Origin of the sequence: Jeotgalibacillus sp. JSM ZJ347, assembly GCF_044383825.1 — a bacterium.
GTDB lineage: Bacteria > Bacillota > Bacilli > Bacillales > Jeotgalibacillaceae > Jeotgalibacillus.
Map to the genome: position 1 here is coordinate 16,736 of NZ_JBISEN010000008.1, position 26,051 is coordinate 42,786.

Below are 26,051 nucleotides of genomic sequence, written 5' to 3' on the forward strand. Positions count from 1 at the left end.
TTTTCTGAATAGTGCTTTGTGAAGGTTTAGAAAAATAAAGCACATTATTCAATCGCAGAACACATGTAAAGAAGGGAATCAGGGTATGAAAGTTGAAAGAGTATTTATTAACAGTGCTGGAGGGATTTTGATGAATATTTTATTAAGCGGAGGAACCGGTTTTGCAGGCAGATCCATTACAAAGTTACTGACTGAAAAGGGACATGACGTTTTTATCCTGACCAGAAATCCTGATAAAAAGAATAAACCTCAGGTCACTTACGTTAAATGGCTTTCAGATGAAGCTGAACCTGAAAAAGAACTGCCTAACATCGATGCAGTGATTAACCTTGCAGGTGAGTCCATTAATAACGGCAGATGGAACGATGAACAAAAAAAGAAAATCTATGACAGCCGGATGGAAGCAACAGATGAAATTCTGAGATTGATCCGGACATTTGATGAAAAACCTTCTGTACTTGTGAATGCAAGTGCAATCGGTATTTATCCGCCGTCAGAAACTAAAATCTATACTGAAGCATCTAATGAGCGGGGAGACGATTTTCTCGCTGAAACAGTTGTAGACTGGGAGCATAAAGCAAAGCTTGCTGAAGATGAAGGCGTGAGAGTCGTTTGTGCACGTTTTGGTATTATCTTAGGAAAAGATGAAGGTGCACTACCAAACATTGTATTGCCTTATAAAATGATGGCCGGTGGTACAGTAGGATCAGGAAGGCAATGGCTTTCGTGGGTTCACCATGAGGATGTGGCAAGAGCTGTCTGGCACGCAATTGAGGATCAATCACTTGAAGGTCCTGCCAACGTCACCGCACCTAACCCGGTGAAAATGAAAGACTTCGGCAAAACCGTCGGCACCGTCCTGAACCGCCCGCACTGGATGCCGGTCCCGGGATTTGCTTTAAAACTCGCACTCGGGGATAAGAGCTCACTTGTACTTGAAGGAAATAAAGTGCTGCCAAAAGTACTTGAAGAACACGGATTCACTTTTAAATATCCACTACTCCATGATGCTTTAAAGGAGATTTACGGAAAGTAAAAAAGAGGTTGAGACATTGTCTCGACCTCTTTAATCGTTTCGGTGCGCTTCACTATATTTTACTTATGAATTTAATGGTGGTTGCATTGTAAAAGTGGTAGCTTTTATAGCAAAACATCTCTGTACAAATACTACCCTAAATATAAGTTTCAATTTTAGCAACGCCTTGGAGGCAGGACGTAGACTACTGCGGAAAAAAGATCGGGAAAGACCTCGCAAGGCAGTGGTTTTCTGCCCGAGGAGGCTTGAGCGTTCGTCCGCGGAAAGCGAAGTCCTGCCCGGAAAGGCGTTGCGGTTCAAACTACATACTAACGATCACCCAAGCAGCTTCTTAATCGTATCCAGGCTCGTCTTGTAAGGCGGGAACGCTAACTTCACATCCACCTTCGTACTTTTCTTCATCATACTCTTCCGGTGCGTAAACGTATCAAAACTATGCTTCCCATGATACGCATTCACTCCAGAATGCCCAACGCCGCCAAACGGCAAATTCTCATTCGACACATGACTCAGCGTATCATTCACACAACCGCCGCCAAATGAAATCCGGCCAAGCACCTGATTTTCTGTATGACTGTTTTCAGTAAATACATACAGCGCCAGCGGCTTTGGATGCTCATTAATCATATTAATCGCATCATCAAGATGTGTATAAGTCAACACCGGAAGAACCGGTCCGAAAATTTCATCCTCCATCGCTGCAGACGACCAGTCCACACCATCAAGAATCGTCGGCTCAATAAACTTATCATCACGGTCAGTATTTCCCCCGTACACAATCAGACCCTGATCACGATTGATGATGTCCTGCAGGCGGTCAAAGTGCTTCTCATTTACAATCCGGCCGTATTCATCGTTTTGCTGAATCTCCTGTCCGTAAAATTCCTGAACCGTTTCTTTCAGCTTTTCAACAAGCTGATCCTTTACTGATTCATGAACTACCAGATAATCCGGTGCTATACACGTCTGACCTGAATTAATCAGCTTACCCCACATAATTCTGCGTGCAGCTTTATCAAGATCAGCTGTTTCATCCACAATTGTCGGGCTCTTTCCACCCAGCTCTAGTGTATGCGGCACAAGATTTTTTGATGCTGCCTCCATCACAATTTTCCCTACAGGTACACTGCCTGTGAAAAACATATAATCAAATGGCGCATTGATTAATAAGGATGTTTCTTCCTTTTCACCTTCCACTACTGACAGGTAAGCAGGGTCAAAGTTATCTTCAATCATCTTCTTTACAACTTTAGCAGTCTCCGGTGTGCTTTCTGAAGGCTTCAGAACCGCACAGTTCCCTGCAGCCATTGCACCGATTAACGGCTCCACTAACAGCTGGAACGGGTAATTAAACGGTCCGATAATCAACACGCTGCCATAAGGCTCTTTCATAATAAAGCTCTTAGACGGCATCTGAAAAACAGGTGTCTTCACTTTTTCAGTTTCAGACCACTGCTTGACGTTTTTAATCATAGTTTTAATACTCTTCAGGGTAAAACCGATTTCTGTGACATACCCTTCAAATTCGTTTTTGCCAAGGTCTTTATTTAAAGCATTCAAAATGTCCTGTTCATGTTCCTTAATCACACGCTGCAGTCTTTTCAACTGGCTGATCCGGAACTTTACATCCTTCGTAACACCGCTTTGAAAAAACGTTTTCTGTCGGTCAATGATCTTCTGAACATCTTCTTTTGTTTGAATATCCACTATTGTTCCTCCTTTTCCAGCAGGAATCAGCTTCACTTCAATACAAGCTTTGTGACACTTTCAACCTGGCTTGTTTGAGGAAACATATCGACTGGCTGAATAGATTCAATTTTATACTGTCCTGACAGTCTCTTCAAATCTTTTGCCAGTGTCGATGGGTTACATGACGTATAGATGAATGTTTTTGGCTTAAGAGAAAGAATAGTATCGAGCAACTTTTCATCGCATCCGGTTCTCGGCGGATCAACCACCACCACATCCGGTTTAAAGCCTTCCTTCTTCCATTTGAACATCCATTCTTCAGCCGTCCCCACCTGATAATCATACTTCTTCACCCCATGATTCTGTGCATTCTGGCACGCATCAATAATTGATTCCTTAATAACATCCATCCCGCGGATTTCTGAAGCGCCATCAGACAGCCAAAGGCCAATCGTACCTGATCCGCAGTACGCATCAACGATTTTCTCTTTTCCTGTCAGTGCCGCTGCTTTTTTCACTTCATCATATAATTTTACCGTCTGAACAGGATTCAGCTGGAAAAATGCCCGTGCTGATAAATGATAAGTAAACTCTTCAAGCTTCTCTTCAATTGTCGGCTTTCCTGACAGCTTCACTGTTTTCTTTCCGAAAATCATTGAAGTTGAAGTCGGGTTAATGTTTTGCATAATGGATTTGACTTCAGGCATTTTATTTTCAAGCTGTGTGATCAGCTTTTCTTTATTCGGCAGTTCTTCACCTGCTGTGACAATGACAATCTGCACTTCACCAGTGTGAATACCGACACGGGTCACAATGGTTCTCACACAGCCTTTTTTCGTGCGCTCATTGTAAATTGGAATATCAAGCTTCTCAAGCTGCTTCCTGACAACCTGCGTTGCTTTATTCGTTTCTTTACGCTGTACAATACATTCTTTAATATCAACAAGCTCATGTGAGTTCATGCTGTAGAGTCCCGCAATGACTTTTTTGCCCTGCTTTGCAGTCTGGAACTGACTCTTGTTACGATAACGCCAAGGGTCATCCATCCCAATCGTATCCTTTACATCAATGCTTTCAGCTAAATCTTTTGCATGTCTTTCAAGCGCCTGATAGATCAGGTCTTTTTTAAACTTAAGCTGTTCAGCATATGTAACGTGCTGAAGCTGACATCCTCCACACGCTTCATATACAGGACATGGCGGCTGAACCCGCTCCGGTGATTCTTTTCTGATCGTCTTAATCTTAGCTGTTGCAAACTTCGGTTTTACATCCGTTACCTCTGCAACGATTTCCTCACCAGGCAGTGCACCCGGTACAAAGACAACCTGCTTTTTAAAATAACCGACGCCTTCCCCGTTAATTCCGAGACGCTTAATTGTCAGCGGAAATTCCTGTTTTACTTCTATATCAACCTGCTTCATGCTGTCACTTCCCTGTTTCAATGCTCCGCCATAAATAAAGGGAGGCATAGCTTGAATACGGACGCCAGTCCTGTTGCCATTTCTCCATTTCATCTAAAGCAGGCTTTTCATCTAATTGAAAATGCTTCTTTAGCGCATTTTGAATCCCAATATCAGCGGGCAGAAAGATATCCATTCTGCCAAACCCAAATAATAGCACACTCTGAGCCGTCCATGGACCAATTCCTCTGATCTTTACTAATTCTTTAATGACTGTTTCATCATCTTTTTCACTCAGTGCTGACAGATTCAGCTCACCTGAAGACAACTTCTCACCGATGCCAATTAAATATTCAGCCTTTCGCTGACTGAACTGCATGTCCCTCAAACGCTCAATCGGTATGGCAGCGACTGTGTCCGGATCTGGATAAAACCACACATTGTCCACCTGCTCCCCAAAAGTTGTCACAAAGCGCTCAGTAAGCGTCGCTGCAAATGACATATTCAATTGCTGATGAATGACACTTTTCAGCAGGCAGCTATATGGAGACGGTTCAAGTACAAGCGGTGTTCCCGCATGCTCTTCAAATATTGTTTTTAAAGTAGAGCCTTTAAAGTGTTCATGAATATCGTGAAGTCCCCGCTCAAGCTGCAGTACACGCTGAACGAACAGGATCGCTGCCTGCTGATCAGATTGCCCTTCAATTTTAAAAGATGGCTCTGCCCTGCTGCCTGTGAATGTAATATGTACTGCCTGCTTATCCGCTCCTTGCAATGGAAGGGAAAGCCTGAGTGCCGCTTTATCCATCGAGACAAGCGGATCAAGACTCATACGATCGAGTACACGCTCAAAGTCATAAGGACCCTGTATATTGATTTCATGCTGCCACATCAGTTTCACGCCTTTTTTCTTCTGATTATAACATGCAGACATGAAAAAACGGGCAGATGCCCGTTTTAGGATTGGTTCTTCGTCAAGTGATCAAGCGATTCGAACTTGTACCCCTGTTTTTTCATATCCTGAATCACACGCTGCAGTGCACCTGCATTATCCGGTGATACGGTATGCAGTAAAATAACCGCACCGGGGTGCAGCTGCTTCATGATTTCGTTATAGGCATAATCCGCTCCCTGAGGCTTTTCATGGTACCAGTCTACAAATGCCAGTGACCAGAAAACATGTGTGTAACCTTCATCATTGGCAACTTTCATTGTGAGCTCGTTAAATACACCTTCAGGCGGTCTGACATACTTCATTTCCTTCTGTCCGGTCAGTTCCTCTGTTTTCTTCTTTACCTTCGCCCACTCTTCTTTCATCTGCGCCTCACTCAGCGTTGAAAAGTCAGGGTGGCCCCAGGAATGGTTCCCGATGATATGCCCGTCTTCCACCATTCTTTTCACTAAAGGAGCTGCACTCTCCAGATAATGACCTGTTAAAAAGAAAGTCGCCGGTACTTTTTCTTCTTTTAACACATCAAGAATTTTCTCTGTATATCCATTTTCAAAACCATTATCAAAAGTGAAGTATACAATTCTTTCTTCCGGGGACCCTTTATAGTAAGCACCGTGTTTTTCTAATATTTCATTGTACATTTCACCTGCATCAGGCTGCTCACCATCCGTAGAACGTTTGAAGCCCCAGTGGTGTGTTTCAGCGTGTGCCGACAGCGTCAATCCGAGGAATAAAAACAGTGCAGCTGTAATTGAATAAAAAGTTTTCATATCTGCCTCCTTTCTTTTCTTAAATTGTGCAGAATGGTTAATGACATACATAGTAAAAGCACCCACATCCCTGTGAGTGCTTGAGTGATTAGCTAAAAACCTTCTCTTTAAAACGTGACAGCTTCTCAAGTGAGGACTGATCAACGTCTTTATGAAGGCTGTTGCCATGTGAATCCATTGTGACAACGGCAGTAAAACCTTCAACGCGCAGATGCCACATTGCTTCAGGCACACCGAACTGCATCAGGTCAACGCCTTCAACACCCTGAATACAGTCAGCATAATACTGCGCTGCTCCGCCGATTGCATTCAGATAAACACCGCCGTGCTCTTCAAGTGCTTTCAGCGTTTTTGGTCCCATACCGCCTTTACCGATGACTGCACGGATTCCGAATCTCTTCATGATGTCTCCTTGGTAAGGCTCTTCACGGATCGAAGTAGTCGGTCCGGCTGCTTTTACATGCCAGTTCCCTTCTTCATCCTTTAACATAACCGGCCCACAGTGGTAAATGACCTGTCCATTCAGGTCAACCGGTGAGTCATTGTCACTCAGGTATTTGTGGATGGCATCGCGGCCTGTATACATCATACCGTCGATCTGAACAACATCTCCGACTTTGAGCGAGCGGATCTGCTCCTCAGAAATCGGCGCAGTCAGTCTGACCACTTCCGGCTTCTCATCAGGTGTCTCTGCCTGATTCTCATCAAAAGAAATCTTCTCACCTTCCTGATAAAGCCATTCCTGAATTTCACCGCTCTCAGCTCCAACTGTAATTCCAAGGCGTCTGAATGCCCAGCAATTATAAGCGACTGATACGAAAAAGCTTGCAGGAATACGGTGCATCACACCAACTTTACATCCAAGCAGTGTCGTTTCACCGCCAAAGCCCATTGTGCCGATCCCAAGCTCATTTGCATGGTCCATCACATATTCTTCAAGCTTTCTTAGGTCTTCATTCGGGTTCACATCGTCAGCAGAGCGGAATAGCTGCGCTTTTGCAAGATCATACCCCGATGAACGGTCTCCTCCGATTCCAACACCGATAAATCCGGCGCTGCACCCTTGTCCCTGCGCCTGATAGACAGAATGCATGATACACTTACGGATACCATCAAGATCACGTCCCGCTCTGCCTAATCCATCTAGCTCACATGGAAGACTGTACTGGATATTTTTATTCTCACAGCCGCCTCCTTTTAAAATCAGGCGGATATCAATATCATCTTTTTCCCATTGCTCATATTTAATGACAGGCAGTCCTTCACCGAGGTTGTCCCCGCTGTTTTCTCCGGTAATTGAATCTACAGAGTTCGGACGCATTTTCCCGTCTTTGGTTGCACGCACCATCGCACGCTTCACAGCTGCAGAGATCTCCAGCTGATTGACGCCAACCGGTGTTTTGATTTTAAATGTCGGAAGGCCCGTGTCCTGACAGATCGGTGATACTTTCTCATCAGCCATCTGGATATTTTGTGTGATCGTCGCAAGACTCATCGCTGCACGCGTTCCTGCATTTTCCTGCGCCTTCGCTTTGCGAATCGCACGACGCACATCCTTCGGCAGATTCGTTGATGTCTCAACAATCAGTTCGTATAAACTATTTTCCAATGCTTCAATATTCATTTTTATGTATTCCCCTCTCCCAAAACTCAACGAATTTATTATAACCCGGTGCATTATTGAAGGAAAGAGTGTTTGTAAACGTTTTCTGAATGGTGAGGTTTTTTAATAAACGTTGATTCCCGTGGGAGGTACTCGCTTTCCGCGGCCGGTCCGGTGAGCCTCCTCGGCTGCTTCGCGCCTGCTGGGTCTCACCTGGCCCTTCCCGCCGCAGGAGTCTCGCACCTCCCACTCCAATCAACTTAATTAGCTTTTTAATCTTTTAACGTTTTTTACACCCAGGTTGAAGGTGAAATCAATCCTGACGACGAGCTGTCTAATTAGATCGTTTTTGAAACGGTATAGAATGCTTACAATATTAACGATACATTAAAGATTTTTTATATTTAATAAATACTGAGTTGAGCGGAGCGTAGGGCGGTGACTCCGACAGGATAAGACGGACAGGTGAGACCCTGCAGGCAAAGCCGAGGAGGCTCACCGCCGTCCCTGCGGAAAGCATCCGCCCGGAGCGCAGCTCAACGGTTACTTGAAACAGACATAAAAAAACAGACCCGCAGGCCTGCTTATGATTCGTTATCGTCTTTTTTAAACTGCTGTACTTTCAACTCTAAATCATCAAGCATCTGAATCATACGGTCGATATCATCAAGATCAGTACTTTCTGCATCTACGGATTCCAGCACTTCTAAAAACATTGATAAACGCTGCTTCAGGTATAGTACCTGTGAGTCATTATCGTGAATAGCATTACCCATGCCTCTCACTCCTTTCAAATCCGTCCTTATCGTAACGGATTCCGCTCGTTTCTGCAACTTTCGCTGAAAATTCATTGACTTCCCGCTTGGTTATTTTCATACTAACAGAGTTAATGAAAAGGAGATTTTAACATGACAATAATGAAACAACCGCTTACAACTTCCTATGATCCATGGGAAGCGTATGAAGATATGAAACAGTTCGGAAAAATGACACTGTCCAACATAGAATTTACGACGACAACACTTTGCAATATGAGATGTGCGCACTGTGCTGTAGGCTACAGCCTTTCCAACAAAGATCCTGAAACGCTTGATATGAGTTTAATTTTAAAGCGTTTAGATGAAATTGAACACCTCAGAACGCTCAGCATTACTGGCGGTGAGCCAATGATGTCTAAGAAGTCAGTTGAGAACACAGTTCTTCCTCTTATGAAATATGCCCATGAAAGAGGCGTGCGTACGCAAATGAATTCTAATCTCACAATTGATTTGAAGCGATATGAGCCGATTATTCCTTACCTTGATGTTTTACATATTTCACATAACTGGGGAACAGTTGATGAGTTTGTTCATACCGGCTTTGCCAGAATGGAACGCAAGCCTTCTGAAGCGCAGCGTGAAGCACTTTTTAAGAAAATGATTGAGAATAGCCGCGCGCTGAGTGAAGCTGGTGTGATGGTATCTGCTGAAACAATGCTGAATAAAAAGACGCTGCCTCATATTGAGAGAATTCACCGGGAAGTTGTAGACGATATGAAATGTGCACGCCATGAGATACACCCGATGTACCCATCCAACTTCGCAGAGTCACTGGAAACTTTGACACTGGACGAGACAAGAGAAGCGATTGAACACCTGCTGTCAATCCGTGATCAGGATACATGGATGTTATTTGGCACGCTTCCTTTTTATGCGTGCAGTACGTCAGAAAAAGACCGTGACCTGCTTAAGCGTCTTTACAGTGAGAAGAATGTGACTGTAAGAAACGATCCTGACGGCCGCTCCAGACTGAATGTTAATGTATTTACAGGAGATGTTATTGTTACTGACTTTAACAATACACCCCCACTCGGCAACATCGAGTTTGACAGCCTGCCTGATGTCTTCAACAAATGGATGACAACAGAGGATGCCAAAAGCGTCAACTGCCACTGCCCTGCAGTCAGCTGCCTCGGCCCGAATTTACTGGTGAAAAACATGTATTATAAAGACGCTAACTTCACAAAGCGAAGTGCCATGTTTTCAAAATAATATATTTTATTAAAGACATGTTTTATATGTGCACAGCTGATGATCTGCGCGGAAGAGGGTAACTCCGGGACGAGTAGCAGGAAGCTGAGACACCGCCAGGCTTGCCTGAGGAGGCTCAGCAACCGCCGTCCGGAAAGCATCCTTCTGGAGCGCAGATCATCAGCCAACTTTCAGGATCAAAACAATAAACCCAAAGTACCGGATCCAATCAGTTTCCGGTACTTTTTAATTAATTATCTATTTTGAATATTTACACTATTTAAAAATCATGCTATACTACATTTACATTCAAGAAAGAGGGGGGTTGCTTCAGATCATTCTGACAAAACCTTTTGTGAAGGAGAGTGATGAGAAGCGCTTGTGAAATAAAAAGTGCGTATATATGGAAAGTTCGATAAAAACACGAATACCATAAAAGCCGGTTTACTCTTTTAATAAAGAATAAACCGGCTTTTATTATGCTGTAATTTCAAAGCTCTCCGTAATCTCAATACTGTCCTTCACTGACTGCACCATTGAGCAGTTTCTGCGTGTTACTTCCAGCGCTTTTTGAACCTTCTCTTCTTTCAGGTCACCTGTGATGGTAAAGTGCATATGAATTTTTTCCACACGATTCGCTTCTTTTTCATTTCTCTCTACTTCTGTATTTACTTTAATATCAGTAAATTCCATGCGCATTCTTTCAAGCACTTTGCGCAATACCCCTCCGCTGCAGACTGCTACAGATGAAACCAGCAGCTGGTAAGGACGGAACCCGTACTCTTCATTTCCGGAAATGTGAAGCTCTCCGTATTCAAGATCAGTTGTAAAGCCGCCTTCTTTCATTTTAAATTCCATAGGATCTCCTTCTTTCTATACAATGATTATAGTAAGATTATAGCGTTGTCTTTTAAACAACTCGATTAATCTGCTTAAGAAATTATATCAGTCAGGAGTTTTATTATGGGCGTTTCGGCAAGAACTCGCTTTTGGATTTTGGTTGGGATTGTTGCAATCTCCGGATTTTCTCAGGGGATGCTGCTTCCTTTAATTGCGATTATTTTTGAACAGCAGAGTGTTTCTTCTGCAATGAACGGATTACATGCAACAGGCATATACATAGGCATTCTGATTGCTTCACCATTAATGGAAGCACCGCTCAGACGCTTCGGTTATAAACCCATGATCATTACAGGGGGGCTGGTCGTTGGGCTTTCTTTACTTGCGTTTCCTTTATGGCAGTCATTCTGGTTTTGGTTTGTGCTCAGACTGCTCATTGGAATTGGTGATAATATGCTTCACTTTTCTACGCAGACATGGATCACTTCTTTTTCAGAAGCGGATCGACGCGGCAGAAATATTGCTGTTTATGGACTGTTCTTCTCACTTGGCTTTGCGATCGGTCCTGCCATGAGTTCACTTGTGGAGATCAATCCAACATTACCTTTTATTTTCTCAGGTATTTTGACGTTTGTGACATGGGGATTTGTCTTTTTGCTTAGAAATGATTTTCCTGATCATGGCGGTGGAGAGTCCACTTCTTTTCTTGGTACGATGAAACGATTTGGTCAGGTCTGGAAATATGCTTGGGTAGCTTTTTTGCCTCCTCTCAGCTATGGCTTTCTGGAAGCGTCTTTACATGGAAACTTTCCGATTTATGCGCTTAGGAGCGGGATTGAAACCGGTGCCATTGCTTACATTCTGCCGGCATTTTCAATCGGCGCAATTGTTTTCCAGCTACCGCTTGGTATGCTGAGTGATAAATACGGACGTCACCGCATTTTAATGAGTGTATTATTTGCAGGTGCTATTTGTTTTATCCTTGCCGGATTTGCCGGGTCTTCCCCACTTTGGCTGACGCTTGCCTTTTTCACAGCGGGTATGGCAACAGGGTCCACCTTTTCTCTTGGAATCAGTTATATGACCGACCTTTTACCAAAACATCTCCTTCCTTCAGGCAATATCATGTGCGGGGTTGCATTCAGTCTTGGCAGCATTGGCGGCCCTGCGATTGGCGGACTGATCATAGAATTTTTCACTGAAGGATTCTTTTACTTTATTTCGATGCTGCTTGTGACGATTGGATTATGTCTGGTTGCTTTCTCTCTTCGAAAAAGGCTTGCAGAAAGGTAATATATACCGATCCTGCACCTGAAATGGTATAATAAAAGAAAAGAACTGCTAACAACAAACTTCATATATACCGTTTTAAAATGCTGCTGTCATCTGACAGCAGCATTCACTACTTTTTAAGGGTATTGATTTCGATTATCTTTCTCAATGCGAATAAGGAGTGTGTGCAAGATGGTTAAGTATTCTGAAGCTTTGAATTTACCCTCAGCAATCAGAAGGGAACGCTCAAGTTTTGTAAAAGCCCATCTGGAGTTAATCATGGCAATTGCAAGCGGTGTGCTCATTTTCATTGCATGGTGGCTGATGCATCAGGGTTTTTCAGCTGTATCAGCGTGTGTATACCTGTCTGCTTATGTCATCGGCGGCTATTTTAAGGCAGTCGAAGGAATCAAGGCCTCTATCCGAACGAAGGATTTAAATGTTGAATTGTTAATGATCATTGCCGCTTTAGGTGCTGCATGGATTGGGTACTGGACGGAAGGTGCGATTCTGATCTTTATTTTCGCTCTGAGCGGCGCTCTTGAAACTTACACGATGAAAAAAAGCAGAAATGAAATTTCCTCGCTCCTGGACCTACAGCCTGAGGAAGCGTGGAAGCTTGTGGATGGCAAAGAAGTAAAAGTACAGGCTGCCACTCTCAGTCCAGGTGATGTAATCGCTGTAAAACCCGGCGATCGAATTCCCGCAGACGGTCAAATTATAAAGGGACAAACTTCTGTAGATGAAGCTGCATTCACAGGTGAATCCATGCCGGTGATGAAAGACGCCGCCTATGAAGTGTTCGCAGGCACAGTAAACCTGACAGGTGCTGTGCAGGTTAAAGTAACGAAAAAAAATTCAGAAACGATGTTCCAGAAAATTATTGAACTCGTTCAGACAGCTCAAAGTGAAAAGTCTCCTTCACAGTTATTCATTGAAAGATTTGAAGGGAAATATGTAAAAGCGGTTCTTGCCGTTACACTTTTGATGATGTTTCTTCCTCATTACGCGTTTGGCTGGAGCTGGGAAGAAACCTTTTACCGGGCAATGGTGCTGCTGGTTGTTGCTTCTCCCTGTGCACTTGTTGCTTCAATTATGCCCGCTTCACTCAGTGCTATTTCAAATGGTGCAAAAAAGGGGATTCTTTTTAAAGGCGGGGTGCACCTTGAGAACCTGAACAGCATTAAAGCCATTGCTTTCGATAAAACCGGTACACTGACTGAAGGTAAACCTACAGTCACAAACTGGTTCATCAGACAGGATCATGAACAATCAGAAGTACTGCATACGACTGCTGCCATTGAAAAGCAGTCTAACCACCCTCTCGCTCAGGCAATCGTACTTTTCACAGAAAAGACTGCTTCATTTACTGACATTGAGATGGATACAGTTGAAGATGTAACAGGCTTTGGTTTGAAAGCCTCCATTAATCAGGTGCGCTGGAGAATCGGTAAGCCAGACTGGTTTGACCCGGACTTGCTTAATCCGGAGATCTCAGAGCAGGCATCTGTTCTATCAAAAGAAGGTAAAACAATTGTGCTGATTGAAAAAAATGATGAAGTGATCGGACTGATTGCTTTAAAGGATCAAGTTAGACAACAGACAATTGAAGCAGTAAAATACTTAAAATCTGTGGGTATCCACACTGTCATGCTGACCGGTGACAGCACGGGAACCGCCGAATCTATTCAGAAGGAGACAGGCGTAGACAGTTTTAAAGCAGAATGTCTGCCAGGTGTAAAAGTAGAGGAAATTAAAAAGCTGAAGGCACAATTTGGCCAGGTAGCCATGATTGGTGACGGAATTAACGATGCCCCTGCACTAGCCACCGCTTCAGTCGGTGTGGCAATGGGTGCAGGATCTGATATTGCGCTTGAAACAGCTGATGTTGTATTAGTCAAAAACGACCTTCAGAAAATTGCCGAGGCGATTAAGCTTTCTAAAAGAATGAACAGAATCGTAAAACAAAATATTATCTTCAGTATCGCTGTCATCTTCACCTTGATCATTTCAAACTTCTTCCAGTCAATTGACCTCCCCCTTGGCGTCCTTGGACACGAAGGGAGTACCATTCTGGTTATATTAAACGGTCTAAGACTATTAAGAGGATAAGAAAAGCCTTCCGTTCATACGAATGGAAGGCTTTTTCTGTGTGCAGTTTCAGCTTTTCAAATCAGGCTCCATTTGGAACAAATGCCCTGTGACGACGCTTTGCAGCCATCGTAGCATTCACCTGGGCACCCACAAGAATGATAATCCCTGAAAGATACAGCCAGATCATCAGAACGATGATTCCTCCAATACTGCCATATGATGCTGAATAGTTGCCAAAATTCCCTACATAAAATGAAAACAATGAAGAAGTTAATAACCATCCAAGCGCTGCGAACAATGCACCTGGTATAACAGAAATAAACCGGATCTTCACGTTCGGGACAAATGCGTATAATCCAATAAATGCGACAAACAGCACAAATGGTGTAATCGCAAAACGTAATAGCGTCCAAATTGTCATGAACTGATCTGTCAGACCAAACCATGAGAAAATGAGTTCGCCAATCTGTTGACCGAAAATCGGGAGCAACAGGGCAATCACGAAGATCATTACCATCACAATCGTCCATACTACCGCCATCCCACGCGCAATATAAAATGGTCTTGTTTCTCCTACTTCATATGCTCGGTTAAAAGCTTTCATAATTGCGTTCATCCCGTTAGATGCTGACCAGAGAGTACCGAGAATACCGATTGACAGCAGCCCTGCACTTTCACCTGTAGCAACCTCTGAGACAGTGGATTCGATTAATGCCATCGCATCTCCCGGAGCAAATTCACGAAACATGTCTAATAACTGCGCCTGAGTAATGTCCAGATAAGGCAGTAACGCCAGTGCAAATATCAACAGCGGGAATAATGATAGTAAAAAGTAGTAGGCCAGCTGTGCACCAAGTCCAGGTGTGTCAGCATCCGTAAAACGTCTTAATACGGCTTTCACAAATCCGCTAAGTGTTTCATAATGCCCTTCCCGTCCGCCTTTATGTACGGCTTCAGACATCTCTTCAAGGTGCCTGTTTTTCTTCCCTTCTTTCCATTCGCTACCTTCTTTGCTTTCAGGAGAAGGATTGTCATGTGGAGCAGTCATTCCATCCCTCCTTGAATCAGATTTTACATCATCTTTTTTTCAGGCAGTCCGCCTGAACCGCCGCTAGGCATTGTGTCTGCTGTAGCAGAATCGTGCTCTTCAGTAAAAGCTTCCTTTGTTTCCTGAACCGTTTCTTTTAATTCAGGTGCAAGTGATTTCACTTCTTCATATTTTTCAGACAGAAATGCAATATCTTCCTGAATTTTCTCTGCAATTTCTCTCCACTGATCTGCTTTTTGAGATGCCCTGTTAGCAAGCTCCTGAGGATTTCTTGAATAATACGAGATTGATTGCTTTGTATTCGATAATGATTGAGCAGTTCTCTTACGTGTGGAAGGATCAAGCATACTCAAAATCCCTCCTGTTACTGCTCCAATGATAATGCCTGCCGGTAATTTGTTTTTCGCCATGTCATTTCCTCCAGTTTGTGTGCAGTTTTGCAGCCAATTCGACGCTTTTTTGTTTCAGGTCTTTTATCACTTCATCTGTCTGAGTGGTTTGCAGCATATATTCAAGATCTTCCATTGACCTTCCGCTGAGTTCGGTTATTCGCATAATGATATGCTCTTTTTCAGACGCCTTCAGCAGATGTGTTAAAGGTTCTTCTGCTGCCTGACTAATCACAACGATCATATCTGCCTGTTCAAGGTCTTTGCGCTGCAGCTGTTTTGTCTTCTGCTTTCCTTTTTCGCTACGTGACGCTGTTATTCCTTCAAAAGAATATTCGGACATTTCTTCTTCCTGAAAGAAAAAAGGTGCTCTCATTAATGTATGAATATCATCTCCTGCATTTTCAGATAAATAGTCAGTCAGCAGGACACAGCTTGACAAGTGCGTCTGTACAAGGAATAATACTGTTCTCATCATCTCTCTCCTTATACAAGAGTATGTATTACTATTTCCTCAGGTCTTTTGTTTGAAACCTTTTGACCTCGGAGAAATTAAAAAAAACTTGACAACCGGGGGTGAATTTTCGGAATATTTAATGTAAGGCATACATATTTTGTTCATATTTATGACCTAGAAAAAGAAAAAGGGGGAAATTAGATGCAAGGCTTAACAGATTTGCTGAATGAAATCAGTGGGCTGGTATGGGGACCGCCGCTACTTATTCTTTTAGTTGGAACAGGTATTTACCTGACTTTCCGCCTTGGAATGGTGCAGTTCGCTTTAACCGGGTATTCATTGAAGCTGGCTTTTTCAAAAAATCAGGATAAAAAGTCAAAGGGTGATATTTCTCACTTTCAGTCATTAATGACTGCGATGGCTGCAACAGTTGGTACCGGTAATATTGTCGGTGTTGCAACAGCTGTTGTGCTCGGGGGACCGGGTGCGATTTTCTGGATGTGGCTATCGGCTATTTTCGGGATGGCAACGAAATATGCTGAGGCTGTACTTGCGGTTAAGTACCGTGTTCAGGATGAAGATGGTGAAATGTCAGGCGGACCGATGTATTATCTGGAACGCGGATTAAAACAAAAATGGCTTGGTGTTTTATTTGCACTATTCGGTGCAATCGCTGCATTTGGAATTGGAAACATGGTGCAGTCGAACTCTGTATCGGATGTAGTAAATGATACATTTGGGATTTCAACATGGGTAACAGGAATCGTGCTGACCATTTTTACTGCGCTTGTTATTCTTGGCGGTATTAAAAGTATTGGTAAAGTAACATCTATTTTTGTACCTTTTATGGCAGCATTTTATCTGCTTGCTGGACTTATTGTTATGATTTTAAATTTTGATTTAGTACCTTCTGCATTTGCTACAATTTTCACATTGGCGTTTGGTAATGAAGCGATCGCCGGTGGTGTGATCGGTGCCATTATTCGTTATGGTGTTGCACGTGGCGTATTCTCGAATGAAGCAGGTCTCGGTTCTGCCCCAATCGCTGCAGCTGCAGCGAAGACTGATATGCCTGGACGCCAGGGTCTTGTATCAATGACTCAGGTTCTGATTGACACATTAATCATTTGTTCAATTACAGGTGTAACGATCGTTATGGCTGGTCTTTATGAAGGTGGAGACCTTCAGGGTGGCGCATTAACTTCTGCATCATTTGAATACTTCCTGGGTCCTATTGGTCCAATTCTTGTCACAGTCGGATTAATTTTCTTTGCTTCTTCTACAATTATCGGCTGGTCTTATTATGGAGAGAAATGTTTCCAGTACCTTGTAGGCACAAAGAAATTTAACGTCTTCTATCGTGCACTTTTCGTTGTTGCAGTAATGGTTGGTTCTGTGGCAACACTTGATGTTGTATGGGCCTTCTCAGATGTGATGAACGGCTTAATGGCCTTCCCTAACTTAATCGGACTGCTTGGACTTTCAGGCGTTGTTGCTTATGAGACGAAGCGGATCCGTGAAAAGATTAAGGAAGAAAAAGCTTCAAGTAAAGCCGCTTAATGGTTATTGACAGATCCTTTGAAGCATGGAAAGATGGTATTTAGCGAATGAAAGGACTGATCAATATGGATTTAACAGTACAGAGCACAGAAAATGCTGAATATATGGTTGAAAAGATTAAAGACCGACTACGAATTGTAAATGCCGGTGCCCTGAAGGTATCTGCTTTTGATGAAGAGCAGTATGAGGAGCTTCACTCTCTTTATACGATGGTGATGAAAAGAGACACATTCAGTCCAAGCGAGATGCAGGCAATTGCTGAAGAACTCGGCAGCCTGCGTAAAGCATAAGCTGATGAGAACATCAAAAGGAGATGGCCTGGCCATCTCCTTTTTAATCCGTATTTATTCATCAGTACTTTTAAGACGCCTTTTCTTCATCCTCACTTTCTGCTTCTGAATCTATCAGAATATCCTCTGCTTCCTCTGCTTGTTCTTCAGGCTTCTGAGCTTCTTCAACACGGAACATTCCTATACGGTCTCTTAAGTCTCTGGCATCGTTTATAAGTGCTCTAGATGCTTCAAAAACAGATTCCATTGTTGAATTTGATTCTTCTGCACTTGCACTTGTCTGTTCAATCCCTGCTGCGGATTCTTCAGACACCGATGCGATCTGCTCGATTTCCTGATTCATTTCCTCTGAACCATTCACGATTTCATACAGCGATGCCGCAATGACCTTCATTTGTTCTGAAACTTCATGTACCTGTTTATCAATGCTTGTAAATGAAAGGGATGTTTCCTCCATTTGGTTGACGCCGTTACTGACTCTTCCATACCCTTCCTGAAGCACAGCAACTGTTTCTTTCGATTCCTTTTGAATAGAGCTGATAATATGAGTGATATCCGATATGGATGCAGATACCTGCACAGCAAGCTTTCTGACCTCATCTGCTACTACTGCGAAACCTTTCCCATGCTCTCCTGCACGTGCTGCTTCGATTGCAGCATTTAATGCCAGGAGGTTTGTCTGATCAGCAATTTCCTGAATCACCTGTACAAGTTTTGAAATGTTTTGCGATTGTTCATCCAGTCCGTGTACTCTATCCATTGCCTGTTTAAAGCTTGTATTAATTTGGTTGACCGTCTGGATCGTTTCATTCATCTTCACTCCACCATCACGGGATAACAGCAGCATGTGATCTACTTTTTCCTTAGCCAGCGTCCCGTTTTCTGCTGAATGATTAATGACCGTGATAAACCCGTTCATCTTCTCACTCAATGAGGATGACGATTCTGCCTGAGCACCCGCTCCTTCTGCCAATTCATTCATTGTAACTGCAATTTGACGGCTTCCTTCTTTTACCTCTTCTGCACTTTCTGACAGTTGAGTTCCTTTTTCGAGTACTGAAACAGAGACTCCGGCTACTCCACCTACCAGATCTCTCAGCTGCTCATTCATTTCATTTACAGCCAAAACCAGCTGTCCGACTTCATCCTTACTTTTTGTCTTCAACGGTTCAGCCGGTAACGCTCCGCGGGAAATCGCTTTCATTCTTTTCGTCACCATTGCGATCGGTTTCGTAATCTGACCGGCCATCACCAAACTGATTAAAATAGCCAGAATCATGACGATCCCACTAATCGTCAGCACTGTTATAATCGTTTTTTCACCATTAGAAATAATGATTTCCCCTGCTGCATCAACCTCTGCTTGTCTAGCTGTAGAGACCTTCTCGATACTATCCATAATGCCTCTGGCAGTCGGTTCAAAATTGGCTCTGAATAACACTCTCGCATCCTCTTCCCGACCCTTATCATACATTGAAAAGACCCTGTCATTTACACCTTCCTGCCAAACTCTTGTGATTGTAAGGACCGATTTCAATTCTTTGCTCACCTGATAGGACTCAAACGTTTCTGCAAACTCAGCATTTTTAACTGATAGCTCATCAAACTTTTCCCTGTAATCCGGCTCTCCGTAGAGTACGTATCCACGGGTCAGAGCAATTTGCTGAGATATATTAAACTTCATTTCCTGATTCATTGATAAAAGAACAAGCTCTTCTTCAAGCAGATCCCGCGTCTCCTGGTTAATGTTTGTTAATGAATAGACATTAAAAGCCGCAAGCCCCCCTATGAAAATGACCAGGATAAAGAAACCTGATAACAATTTCCATTTCAGCTTTTTCATTCGTGCTCCCCCATTCGATTTAATCTTAAAGAACTAACCCCATCATATATGTATATCGACCTAATTAAGTATATTATGAGCCAGTTATTCATTTCTTTCAAGAAAATATTAGATGATACATTTCTTATTTGATCTTGACGAATGAACCCTTTTAAAAAGAATCTATAAAAAAAACAGGTCCCGTTTTAAAGGACCTGGTCAGTAACCATGTTATGAAATTAGCTTTAACGATTCTCTGATAAATGCTGGAAGATCATCAGGATCACGACTTGTCACCAGCTGGTTTCCACAGACAACAACTTCCTCGTCATGATACTCTGCCCCTGCATATTCCATGTCAACTTTAATTGACTTAAACCCGGTAGCTTTTCGGCCTTCAAGTGTTTTTGCTGTAATCAGAAGCTGAGGACCGTGGCATATAGTCAGTACTGGCTTACCACTATCCATGAATTCCTTAGCGAATGCAACAAAGCGATCATCGCCTCTCAGCAAGTCTGGTGAAAAACCACCCGGTATAAACAGCGCATCAAAATCAGACGGGCTGACATCGTCAATTGACTGATCAATTGATACAGTCGCTTCTCCTTGTTTTCCCGTGACGCTGTTTCCTGATTCTTTTTCGATTGTAACGATTTCATGGCCTTCCTTCTTGAATGCTTCTGCCGGGTCAGTATATTCTACATCTTCAAACTGATCTGTAAGTAAGGCTGCAATCTTTGCCATTTATAACATCTCCTTTTATGTGTGTACATTTTACATATTCCACATTTTTACTTTTTTAAACATCTTTATTTTTTCACCCATTTTATGAAGAACCAGCCGCCTTCGCGAATAATCGGGAATGTGCTTTGCTGTTCAAATCCACATTCTTCTGCAATGTTCTTTAATTCATCCTCTGAAGGGATCGGGTACAAGTTATCAAATGTCATAAAGAAACTGTTAAAAGCACTCGAGAACTGCTTTCCGTGTTTCGCTTTTTGAAGAGGTGAGATAATCGTGATAATACCATCCTGATCAGTAATCTTTTCAATTTTACTGAAAAAATCCTGACGCTTTTCCGGTTGTATATAGTGCAGCAGATTATTGACCATAATATAGTCAAATGACTGATCAGGTTCATACTCATGAATGTCCCCATGAACGATTTCAATCTGATCGTATGCTGCAGTTCCTTTTTTAGCTGACGCTGCTACTTCCTTATTAATTTCAATTCCGGTCAGCTGCAGGTCAGGGTGCCTTTTCGCTAACTTTAATAAATACCCGCCCTCACCGCATCCGATATCAAGAACCGACTGTACCTGATGCTTCTTCACATTCTGATTAATCAGCCTGAAAGTAAGCATCTCAAGTAGCGTCGATGTTTTTGCGACGGTGGATCCATGTTTTTCGCTGTCAAAATGCTGTCTTTTCTTCTCTTTCATTAACTCAGGATAGTGAAGAAGTGAAGGGATGTGGAGTTCCATCATTTCCTTTAGCAGATCACCTGAGGATGGGCTGTCTTTTTTCGTTCCGGGAAGTTTCCATGCTTTTGCAATTTTCACCCGGTTTTTCTGATCTTTTTTCAGATGCTTCAGTGCAATTCCCACTTCAACCCACTGTCCAAGCAGTTCCTCTTCAAGGTCATATGCATCAGCCACATCTTTTACTCTGACAGGTCTTTTAAATGCTTCAAATAAATCAAGTTCATATCCGACATATGCATGCCAGCTATATAAAAATGGTACATTTGTTTTCATCCATGTTCTGGCTTTCCACATATTATTCAGGTCTTTGATCATTAAAACCCCTCCTCCTCACTCTTCCAGACCCATATCGGGCATGACATCCAAACTCAGTCTTTCTCTATTGTCTATCCTTAATTCATCAATTAGAAACTCAGTTTGATAAAAAAATGCACATTCGCAGATAAATTGCGAATGTGCAAGGATGGTGAACCCTTTAAAACGTGCCGGGTCATTCCTTCGCTTTCCGCGGACGAACGCTCAAGCCTACTCAGGCAGAAAACCACTGCCTTCCGGGGTCTTTCACGATCGTTTTTCCGCAGGAGTCTTCGGAATGATCCGTCACTTGATTTCTTTTAAAAATTAATCCTGCTTTTCTAATATCAACTCAATCGTAAGGGAATTTTATAGAATGGATAAACAAATTCATCTTTATTTTTTATTTTTACCGATATCTTTTAAATAATATTGATCAGACGTGAAAAATTCTGTTTTTAGTTCTTTCACTTTGTTACTCAGCATTAATATTGCAAATATGTTAGGCAGCAGGATCAATGCGAGCATAATATCGAGGAAGTTCCAGATCATTTCAGCTGCTCCGACTGCACCAAGAACAATGGCAATAATATAGACGACCTGTATGCCATATGATGCTTTCAGACCAAATAAGAATTCAGCCTGTTTTGCTCCATAGAAAATAACAACAAGGATTGTTGAGAACACAAAGAATACAAGTGACACCGTCACCAGAATACTGCCGAACTCTCCAAAATATTCAGCAAAGGCAATGGTTGTTAATGCGCTGCTGTTTTCCATTGCGTTATCATTGGTCCAGACACCTGATGATAATACAACAAATGCAGTGGCTGTACAGATAATCAATGTATCAACAACGATACCGGATACTGCCCAAAATGCCTGTCTGACAGGATGATCCGTCGTTGCAGCAGCATGCGCCATCGGAGCAGTTCCGAGCCCTGCTTCATTTGAGTACAGACCCCTGGCAAAACCCCATCGGATCACATCCACAAGCGCTGCACCTGCAAAACCGCCAATGACCGGCGCCGGTGAAAATGCATTTGAGAAAATTAAATTAAAGAATTCAGGAAGCGCGCCAAGGTTCATAAACAAGATAACAAGAGCCCCACCAATGTAGATCAGTGCCATAAATGGTACAACTACCTGCGTGAATTTACCAATTCTCTTTATACCGCCAAAAACGATAATTGCAGTCAGCACAGCAATTACAATCCCCGTCCAAATGACCGGAACGCCAAATGACTCATTCACTGTATTGGCAACTGAATTCCCCTGCACCATTACACTTGGAATTAATTCGAGCATCAGTGCAAATGAAAACCAGATACCAAGCCACTTCATTCCAAGACCTTTTGTCATGTAATACATCGGTCCACCAACGAATTCACCTTTTTCATTTTTCTCACGGTAGTGAACAGCCAGTGCACTTTCAGAGAATTTAAGCGACATACCAACTAAAGCGATGACCCACATCCAGAATACCGCTCCCGGTCCACCGAACATAATCGCTGCCGGCACCCCAACAATATTTGCAGCACCGATTGTTGAAGACAGAGCTGATGTTAGGGCCTGGAAAGGTGTAACAGTCCCCTTCCCCTTCGGCTTTTTTGTCACACTTCCAAATGTTTGTTTAAATATGTATAGCGGATGTCTGAATTGAAAGAAACCGAGTTTAAAAGTCATATACAAACCCGAAAGTAATAGTACTGCAATTAATGGGATTCCCCACAGCCATTCAGAGAAAACTGTGACAGCATTAATAAAACCCTCCAATAGGATCTCCTCCTAAAATTAGTAGATTACGGAAACTGTCATTCATTTTCCCTAACATGTATAAAATAAACTGAAAATCTTTAATTCAATTCAATACTCCCCCATGGTTTACATGTACAGTGCCGGGACGGAGGTTAAAGTGTCATTGCATGACACTTTAACCTCCGTCCCCACCTTGTATATGATTGTCAACATAATAAAAACTGCCGCTATCAGCGGCAGTTAAGGTGAATCAGTTATTGTACCATTACTGGTCACACGTGGAAGAATTAATACTTCAACACGCCTGTTTTGTGCCCGCCCGTCTTCAGTATCATTTGTGGCGATTGGCTGAAATTCCCCGAACCCTTTTGCACTGAACCAGCGCGGATCAAGGTTTGGATTTTCTATCACAAGTTTCATAAAGTTGACTGCACGCATAACGCTGAGTTCCCAATTGGAAGCGAATCCAGCAGTACTGATTGGAACGTTATCCGTGTGACCTGTAATGATGACATTCCGAGGTGGATCAAATTCAAGTAATGCTGCTACGTCTTCAGCAACATCCTGATATTTTGATCTTACATCCGCTGAACCGGAAGCAAATAACACACTATCACTGATCGTCAGCAGCAGTCCTTCATCAGTCAGTTCAGTCTGAAACTGCTCACCAAGGCTGTTCGCACCAATATATTCATTGATCTGCTCCTGAATTTCCTCTAGCTCCTCAAGATCCGCTGCTGCGGCCGTTTCTCTTTCGGACTGCGCTGCTAAAAGCTCCTGCAGCTGCTGCTCTTCCTCTGTCAGTTCTTCAGGATCGGCACCTTCAGCCTGATCAATGTCATCCTCAGTATCCTCTGTTTCTACAAGGCTAGCGTAATCAAGAACATTTTCTCCCCCTGCAAATATTTCATTAAATACCTGCGACATTTGATCAAACTTAGATTGATCTACCGTACTGCTTGCAAACATAACAATAAACAATGCTAAAAGTAATGTCAGAATATCAGCGTATGGAATCAGCCAACTTTCATCCATATGCTCTTCATGCTTTTTCTTTTTACGCTTCTTCATCTGGTTTAACACCGCCTTCAGCCATCAGCTGCTCGCGCTCTTTAGCAGGCAGATAAGAGGCAAGCTTTTGTTCTATAACCCTTGGCGCTTCACCTTCAAGAACAGATAAAATTCCCTCAATCATCATATGCTTAACCATTACTTCTTTCGTTGACTTACGCTTCAGCTTATTAGCAAACGGATGCCAGAGCACGTACCCTGTAAAAATACCAATTAGTGTCGCTATAAAAGCCGCTGCAATCGCTTCTCCAAGCTTAGCAGTATCATCCATATGACCAAGTGCAGCAATTAAACCTACTACTGCCCCTAATACTCCAAGTGTCGGTGCATATGTACCTGCCTGTGAAAAGATAGATGCACCGGATAAATGACGATCCTCCATTGCCTCTATTTCTTCCGTTAAAACATCTCTGATGTAATCAGCATTTTGACCATCAATTGCAAGGCCAAGTCCATTTCTTAAAAAGGAATCATCAATTTCAGAGGTCTTTGATTCGAGTGCTAGTAAGCCCTCTTTTCTTGCAAGTTCGGCCCATTCACCAAACATTCTAATAACATCCCGAACTTCCGTTCCTTTTGATTCTTTAAAAATAATTCCAAATAATTTTGGAACCCTTTTTAATTCTGTCATAGGAAAAGCAATCGTTACCGCTGCAATTGTCCCTACGATAATAATTAAAAACGCAGGACCATTTAATAAAGCTGTAGCTGGAACTCCTTTCAAAACCATACCGACCCCAACTGCAATCAGCCCTAGAATAACTCCAAAAAGCGAGGATTTATCCAAAACATTCACCCACAATCACTAAATTTCTCTATCTACAAGTTTTATATCGGCTAAGAAACCAATGACTTTAGACCTTTCTATTCGCCTATGGAATTTGTGAATCCGAATGCTTCATATTTTTTTGATTTTTATGTCCTGACTGGTAAAATGTTTAGTGTAACTAAACACAGAAAAAGGAGTTTTCAATATGAATCATTCAGAAATGTTCGAGAAATACGCTGACCTGGCTGTAAAAGTCGGCGTCAACATTCAAAAGGATCAGCTGCTTTACATAGGTGCGTCAATCGATAATGCGCCATTTGTCAGACTTGTGACAAAGAAAGCGTACGAAGCTGGCGCGCGTCAGGTGTTTGTTGACTGGTCAGATGATGAAGTCTCAAAAATGCGTTATGAAATGGCACCTGCCGATTCATTCAGTGAGTTTCCTGAGTGGAAAAAGCTTGAGCGTGAAGCTTTAGCAGATCAAGGCGCAGCTTTCATGAATATTGTGTCTGCAAGTCCTGACCTGATGAAAAATGTTGATTCGCAGCGTATCTCTGATTTCCAGCGTGCTGCAGGACAGGCGCTTGAAAAGTACCGTCAGTACATTCAGTCAGATAAAGTGAGCTGGACTGTGATTGCAGCACCATCAGCGGGATGGGCGAAAAAAGTATTCCCTGACGCTGATGAAAATGAAGCAATTGAAAAGCTCTGGGAGGCAATCTTTAAAGCAGTGAGAGTGGACCAGGCTGATCCTGTTGCAGCATGGAAAAAACATGACAAAACACTGCATGAAAAAGCAGATTACCTGAATAATAAGAAGTATAAAAAGCTGCACTATACTGCACCTGGTACTGACCTGACAATTGAACTGCCTGAAGGTCATATCTGGGCCGGCGCAGGCAGCGTGAATGAAAAAGGATATACGTTCATGGCGAACATGCCGACTGAAGAAGTGTTTACAGTCCCTCATAAAGATGGTGTATCAGGTTATGTATCCAACACGAAGCCTTTAAGCTATGGCGGAAACATTATCGACGGCTTCAAAATTACTTTTGAAAATGGCCGCATTACAGATATTCAGGCTGAAGAAGGCGAAGATATTCTAAAGAAACTGATTGAAACAGATGAAGGTTCTCACCGCCTTGGAGAAGTTGCGCTGGTCCCGCATCAGTCACCGATCTCACAGTCAAATGTTCTATTCTTTAATACACTGTTTGATGAGAATGCTTCTAATCACCTTGCAATCGGAAGTGCATATGCTTTCTGTGTTGAAGGTGGAAAAACAGCATCACGTGAAGAACTTGCTGAAAAAGGACTGAATTCAAGTATTACACACGTTGACTTTATGATCGGATCAGATCAGATGGATATCGATGGTATCTCTGAAGATGGTTCATCGGAGCCGGTCTTCAGAAATGGCGACTGGGCATTCTAAGTTATCTTA

The 26,051-nt window shown here is 42.7% G+C and carries 23 protein-coding genes; 7 read left to right on the forward strand and 16 right to left on the reverse strand.

Annotated elements, in window-relative coordinates:
- Window positions 1-130: 130 nt before the first annotated feature.
- Complete coding sequence (locus ACH6CZ_RS15225) at window positions 131-1,036, forward strand: TIGR01777 family oxidoreductase (RefSeq protein WP_374098295.1); 906 nt, start codon at window positions 131-133, stop codon at window positions 1,034-1,036.
- A gap of 315 nt (window positions 1,037-1,351) precedes the next feature.
- Here ACH6CZ_RS15225 and ACH6CZ_RS15230 read toward each other — a convergent pair whose 3' ends face one another.
- The 6 genes from ACH6CZ_RS15230 to ACH6CZ_RS15255 form a co-directional block, all read right to left on the reverse strand.
- A complete protein-coding gene (locus ACH6CZ_RS15230) occupies window positions 1,352-2,743 on the reverse strand; it encodes an aldehyde dehydrogenase (protein ID WP_374098296.1) in 1,392 nt (463 codons plus the stop codon).
- Between the two features lie 32 nt (window positions 2,744-2,775).
- Window positions 2,776-4,146, reverse strand: a complete 1,371-nt coding sequence (rlmD, locus tag ACH6CZ_RS15235) for a 23S rRNA (uracil(1939)-C(5))-methyltransferase RlmD (RefSeq protein ID WP_374098297.1) — start codon at window positions 4,144-4,146, stop codon at window positions 2,776-2,778.
- Window positions 4,147-4,150: 4 nt separating this feature from the next.
- Window positions 4,151-5,017, reverse strand: coding sequence for a DNA-3-methyladenine glycosylase family protein (locus tag ACH6CZ_RS15240; RefSeq protein ID WP_374098345.1), 867 nt, complete (start codon window positions 5,015-5,017; stop codon window positions 4,151-4,153).
- Window positions 5,018-5,082: 65 nt separating this feature from the next.
- Entirely contained in the window at window positions 5,083-5,847 is a 765-nt protein-coding gene (gene pdaA, locus ACH6CZ_RS15245) for a delta-lactam-biosynthetic de-N-acetylase (RefSeq protein ID WP_374098298.1), read from the reverse strand.
- 88 nt (window positions 5,848-5,935) lie between these two features.
- On the reverse strand, window positions 5,936-7,471 hold the full coding sequence (locus ACH6CZ_RS15250) for a fumarate hydratase (RefSeq protein WP_374098299.1): 1,536 nt from the start codon (window positions 7,469-7,471) through the stop codon (window positions 5,936-5,938).
- 563 nt (window positions 7,472-8,034) lie between these two features.
- Window positions 8,035-8,226 carry an SE1561 family protein gene (locus ACH6CZ_RS15255; protein WP_374098300.1) on the reverse strand — a complete coding sequence of 64 codons (192 nt, stop codon included), beginning with the start codon at window positions 8,224-8,226 and terminating at the stop codon, window positions 8,035-8,037.
- Window positions 8,227-8,358: 132 nt separating this feature from the next.
- On the opposite strand from ACH6CZ_RS15255, the gene yfkAB reads away from it, so the two are divergent.
- Window positions 8,359-9,480, forward strand: coding sequence for a radical SAM/CxCxxxxC motif protein YfkAB (gene yfkAB, locus ACH6CZ_RS15260; protein WP_374098301.1), 1,122 nt, complete (start codon window positions 8,359-8,361; stop codon window positions 9,478-9,480).
- A gap of 456 nt (window positions 9,481-9,936) precedes the next feature.
- Here the strand turns inward: yfkAB and ACH6CZ_RS15265 are convergent, their stop codons facing one another.
- Window positions 9,937-10,317, reverse strand: a complete 381-nt coding sequence (locus ACH6CZ_RS15265; RefSeq protein WP_374098302.1) for an OsmC family protein — start codon at window positions 10,315-10,317, stop codon at window positions 9,937-9,939.
- A gap of 105 nt (window positions 10,318-10,422) precedes the next feature.
- Here ACH6CZ_RS15265 and ACH6CZ_RS15270 point away from each other — a divergent pair, with 105 nt between their 5' ends.
- Together ACH6CZ_RS15270 and ACH6CZ_RS15275 are read left to right on the forward strand one after the other, a co-directional pair.
- Complete coding sequence (locus tag ACH6CZ_RS15270) at window positions 10,423-11,592, forward strand: MFS transporter (protein WP_374098303.1); 1,170 nt, start codon at window positions 10,423-10,425, stop codon at window positions 11,590-11,592.
- Window positions 11,593-11,763: 171 nt separating this feature from the next.
- The gene (locus ACH6CZ_RS15275; protein ID WP_374098304.1) at window positions 11,764-13,683 is read left to right on the forward strand and encodes a heavy metal translocating P-type ATPase; all 1,920 of its coding nucleotides are present in this window, start codon (window positions 11,764-11,766) and stop codon (window positions 13,681-13,683) included.
- Window positions 13,684-13,744: 61 nt separating this feature from the next.
- On the opposite strand, the gene ACH6CZ_RS15280 is transcribed toward ACH6CZ_RS15275, so the two are convergent.
- From ACH6CZ_RS15280 to ACH6CZ_RS15290, 3 genes are read right to left on the reverse strand one after another with little or no spacing between them, the layout of a single operon-like run.
- On the reverse strand, window positions 13,745-14,713 hold the full coding sequence (locus ACH6CZ_RS15280) for a YihY/virulence factor BrkB family protein (protein WP_374098305.1): 969 nt from the start codon (window positions 14,711-14,713) through the stop codon (window positions 13,745-13,747).
- A gap of 23 nt (window positions 14,714-14,736) precedes the next feature.
- The gene (locus tag ACH6CZ_RS15285) at window positions 14,737-15,123 is read right to left on the reverse strand and encodes a hypothetical protein (protein ID WP_374098306.1); all 387 of its coding nucleotides are present in this window, start codon (window positions 15,121-15,123) and stop codon (window positions 14,737-14,739) included.
- Between the two features lies 1 nt (window position 15,124).
- Window positions 15,125-15,577: a hypothetical protein gene (locus ACH6CZ_RS15290; protein WP_374098307.1), complete on the reverse strand. Its 453-nt coding sequence runs from the start codon at window positions 15,575-15,577 to the stop codon at window positions 15,125-15,127.
- Between the two features lie 183 nt (window positions 15,578-15,760).
- On the opposite strand from ACH6CZ_RS15290, the gene ACH6CZ_RS15295 reads away from it, so the two are divergent.
- Together ACH6CZ_RS15295 and ACH6CZ_RS15300 are read left to right on the forward strand one after the other, a co-directional pair.
- Window positions 15,761-17,119: an alanine/glycine:cation symporter family protein gene (locus ACH6CZ_RS15295; RefSeq protein WP_374098308.1), complete on the forward strand. Its 1,359-nt coding sequence runs from the start codon at window positions 15,761-15,763 to the stop codon at window positions 17,117-17,119.
- Window positions 17,120-17,184: 65 nt separating this feature from the next.
- A complete protein-coding gene (locus tag ACH6CZ_RS15300; protein ID WP_374098309.1) occupies window positions 17,185-17,409 on the forward strand; it encodes a DUF1128 domain-containing protein in 225 nt (74 codons plus the stop codon).
- Between the two features lie 70 nt (window positions 17,410-17,479).
- On the opposite strand, the gene ACH6CZ_RS15305 is transcribed toward ACH6CZ_RS15300, so the two are convergent.
- The 6 genes from ACH6CZ_RS15305 to motA form a co-directional block, all read right to left on the reverse strand.
- The gene (locus ACH6CZ_RS15305; RefSeq protein WP_374098310.1) at window positions 17,480-19,252 is read right to left on the reverse strand and encodes a methyl-accepting chemotaxis protein; all 1,773 of its coding nucleotides are present in this window, start codon (window positions 19,250-19,252) and stop codon (window positions 17,480-17,482) included.
- A gap of 210 nt (window positions 19,253-19,462) precedes the next feature.
- Window positions 19,463-19,975, reverse strand: coding sequence for a type 1 glutamine amidotransferase domain-containing protein (locus tag ACH6CZ_RS15310; protein ID WP_374098311.1), 513 nt, complete (start codon window positions 19,973-19,975; stop codon window positions 19,463-19,465).
- Window positions 19,976-20,040: 65 nt separating this feature from the next.
- On the reverse strand, window positions 20,041-21,030 hold the full coding sequence (locus tag ACH6CZ_RS15315; RefSeq protein WP_374098312.1) for a class I SAM-dependent methyltransferase: 990 nt from the start codon (window positions 21,028-21,030) through the stop codon (window positions 20,041-20,043).
- 375 nt (window positions 21,031-21,405) lie between these two features.
- Window positions 21,406-22,785 carry an alanine/glycine:cation symporter family protein gene (locus ACH6CZ_RS15320; RefSeq protein ID WP_374098313.1) on the reverse strand — a complete coding sequence of 460 codons (1,380 nt, stop codon included), beginning with the start codon at window positions 22,783-22,785 and terminating at the stop codon, window positions 21,406-21,408.
- 222 nt (window positions 22,786-23,007) lie between these two features.
- On the reverse strand, window positions 23,008-23,838 hold the full coding sequence (motB, locus tag ACH6CZ_RS15325; protein ID WP_374098314.1) for a flagellar motor protein MotB: 831 nt from the start codon (window positions 23,836-23,838) through the stop codon (window positions 23,008-23,010).
- A complete protein-coding gene (motA, locus tag ACH6CZ_RS15330; RefSeq protein WP_374098315.1) occupies window positions 23,825-24,625 on the reverse strand; it encodes a flagellar motor stator protein MotA in 801 nt (266 codons plus the stop codon). Before motA ends, motB begins: the two co-directional genes overlap by 14 nt.
- 187 nt (window positions 24,626-24,812) lie before the next feature.
- On the opposite strand from motA, the gene ACH6CZ_RS15335 reads away from it, so the two are divergent.
- The gene (locus ACH6CZ_RS15335) at window positions 24,813-26,042 is read left to right on the forward strand and encodes an aminopeptidase (RefSeq protein WP_374098316.1); all 1,230 of its coding nucleotides are present in this window, start codon (window positions 24,813-24,815) and stop codon (window positions 26,040-26,042) included.
- The last annotated feature ends 9 nt before the right edge of the window (window positions 26,043-26,051 follow it).

Bases quoted from the DNA above. Each gene is read 5' to 3' on its own strand.
- ACH6CZ_RS15225 (WP_374098295.1), top strand. From the start codon at position 131: ATGAATATTTTATTAAGCGGAGGAACCGGTTTTGCAGGCAGATCCATT.
- rlmD (WP_374098297.1), bottom strand. From the start codon at position 4,146: ATGAAGCAGGTTGATATAGAAGTAAAACAGGAATTTCCGCTGACAATT.
- ACH6CZ_RS15240 (WP_374098345.1), bottom strand. From the start codon at position 5,017: ATGTGGCAGCATGAAATCAATATACAGGGTCCTTATGACTTTGAGCGT.
- pdaA (WP_374098298.1), bottom strand. From the start codon at position 5,847: ATGAAAACTTTTTATTCAATTACAGCTGCACTGTTTTTATTCCTCGGA.
- ACH6CZ_RS15250 (WP_374098299.1), bottom strand. From the start codon at position 7,471: ATGAATATTGAAGCATTGGAAAATAGTTTATACGAACTGATTGTTGAG.
- ACH6CZ_RS15255 (WP_374098300.1), bottom strand. From the start codon at position 8,226: ATGGGTAATGCTATTCACGATAATGACTCACAGGTACTATACCTGAAG.
- yfkAB (WP_374098301.1), top strand. From the start codon at position 8,359: ATGACAATAATGAAACAACCGCTTACAACTTCCTATGATCCATGGGAA.
- ACH6CZ_RS15265 (WP_374098302.1), bottom strand. From the start codon at position 10,317: ATGGAATTTAAAATGAAAGAAGGCGGCTTTACAACTGATCTTGAATAC.
- ACH6CZ_RS15270 (WP_374098303.1), top strand. From the start codon at position 10,423: ATGGGCGTTTCGGCAAGAACTCGCTTTTGGATTTTGGTTGGGATTGTT.
- ACH6CZ_RS15275 (WP_374098304.1), top strand. From the start codon at position 11,764: ATGGTTAAGTATTCTGAAGCTTTGAATTTACCCTCAGCAATCAGAAGG.
- ACH6CZ_RS15280 (WP_374098305.1), bottom strand. From the start codon at position 14,713: ATGACTGCTCCACATGACAATCCTTCTCCTGAAAGCAAAGAAGGTAGC.
- ACH6CZ_RS15285 (WP_374098306.1), bottom strand. From the start codon at position 15,123: ATGGCGAAAAACAAATTACCGGCAGGCATTATCATTGGAGCAGTAACA.
- ACH6CZ_RS15290 (WP_374098307.1), bottom strand. From the start codon at position 15,577: ATGAGAACAGTATTATTCCTTGTACAGACGCACTTGTCAAGCTGTGTC.
- ACH6CZ_RS15295 (WP_374098308.1), top strand. From the start codon at position 15,761: ATGCAAGGCTTAACAGATTTGCTGAATGAAATCAGTGGGCTGGTATGG.
- ACH6CZ_RS15300 (WP_374098309.1), top strand. From the start codon at position 17,185: ATGGATTTAACAGTACAGAGCACAGAAAATGCTGAATATATGGTTGAA.
- ACH6CZ_RS15305 (WP_374098310.1), bottom strand. From the start codon at position 19,252: ATGAAAAAGCTGAAATGGAAATTGTTATCAGGTTTCTTTATCCTGGTC.
- ACH6CZ_RS15310 (WP_374098311.1), bottom strand. From the start codon at position 19,975: ATGGCAAAGATTGCAGCCTTACTTACAGATCAGTTTGAAGATGTAGAA.
- ACH6CZ_RS15315 (WP_374098312.1), bottom strand. From the start codon at position 21,030: ATGATCAAAGACCTGAATAATATGTGGAAAGCCAGAACATGGATGAAA.
- motB (WP_374098314.1), bottom strand. From the start codon at position 23,838: ATGAAGAAGCGTAAAAAGAAAAAGCATGAAGAGCATATGGATGAAAGT.
- ACH6CZ_RS15335 (WP_374098316.1), top strand. From the start codon at position 24,813: ATGAATCATTCAGAAATGTTCGAGAAATACGCTGACCTGGCTGTAAAA.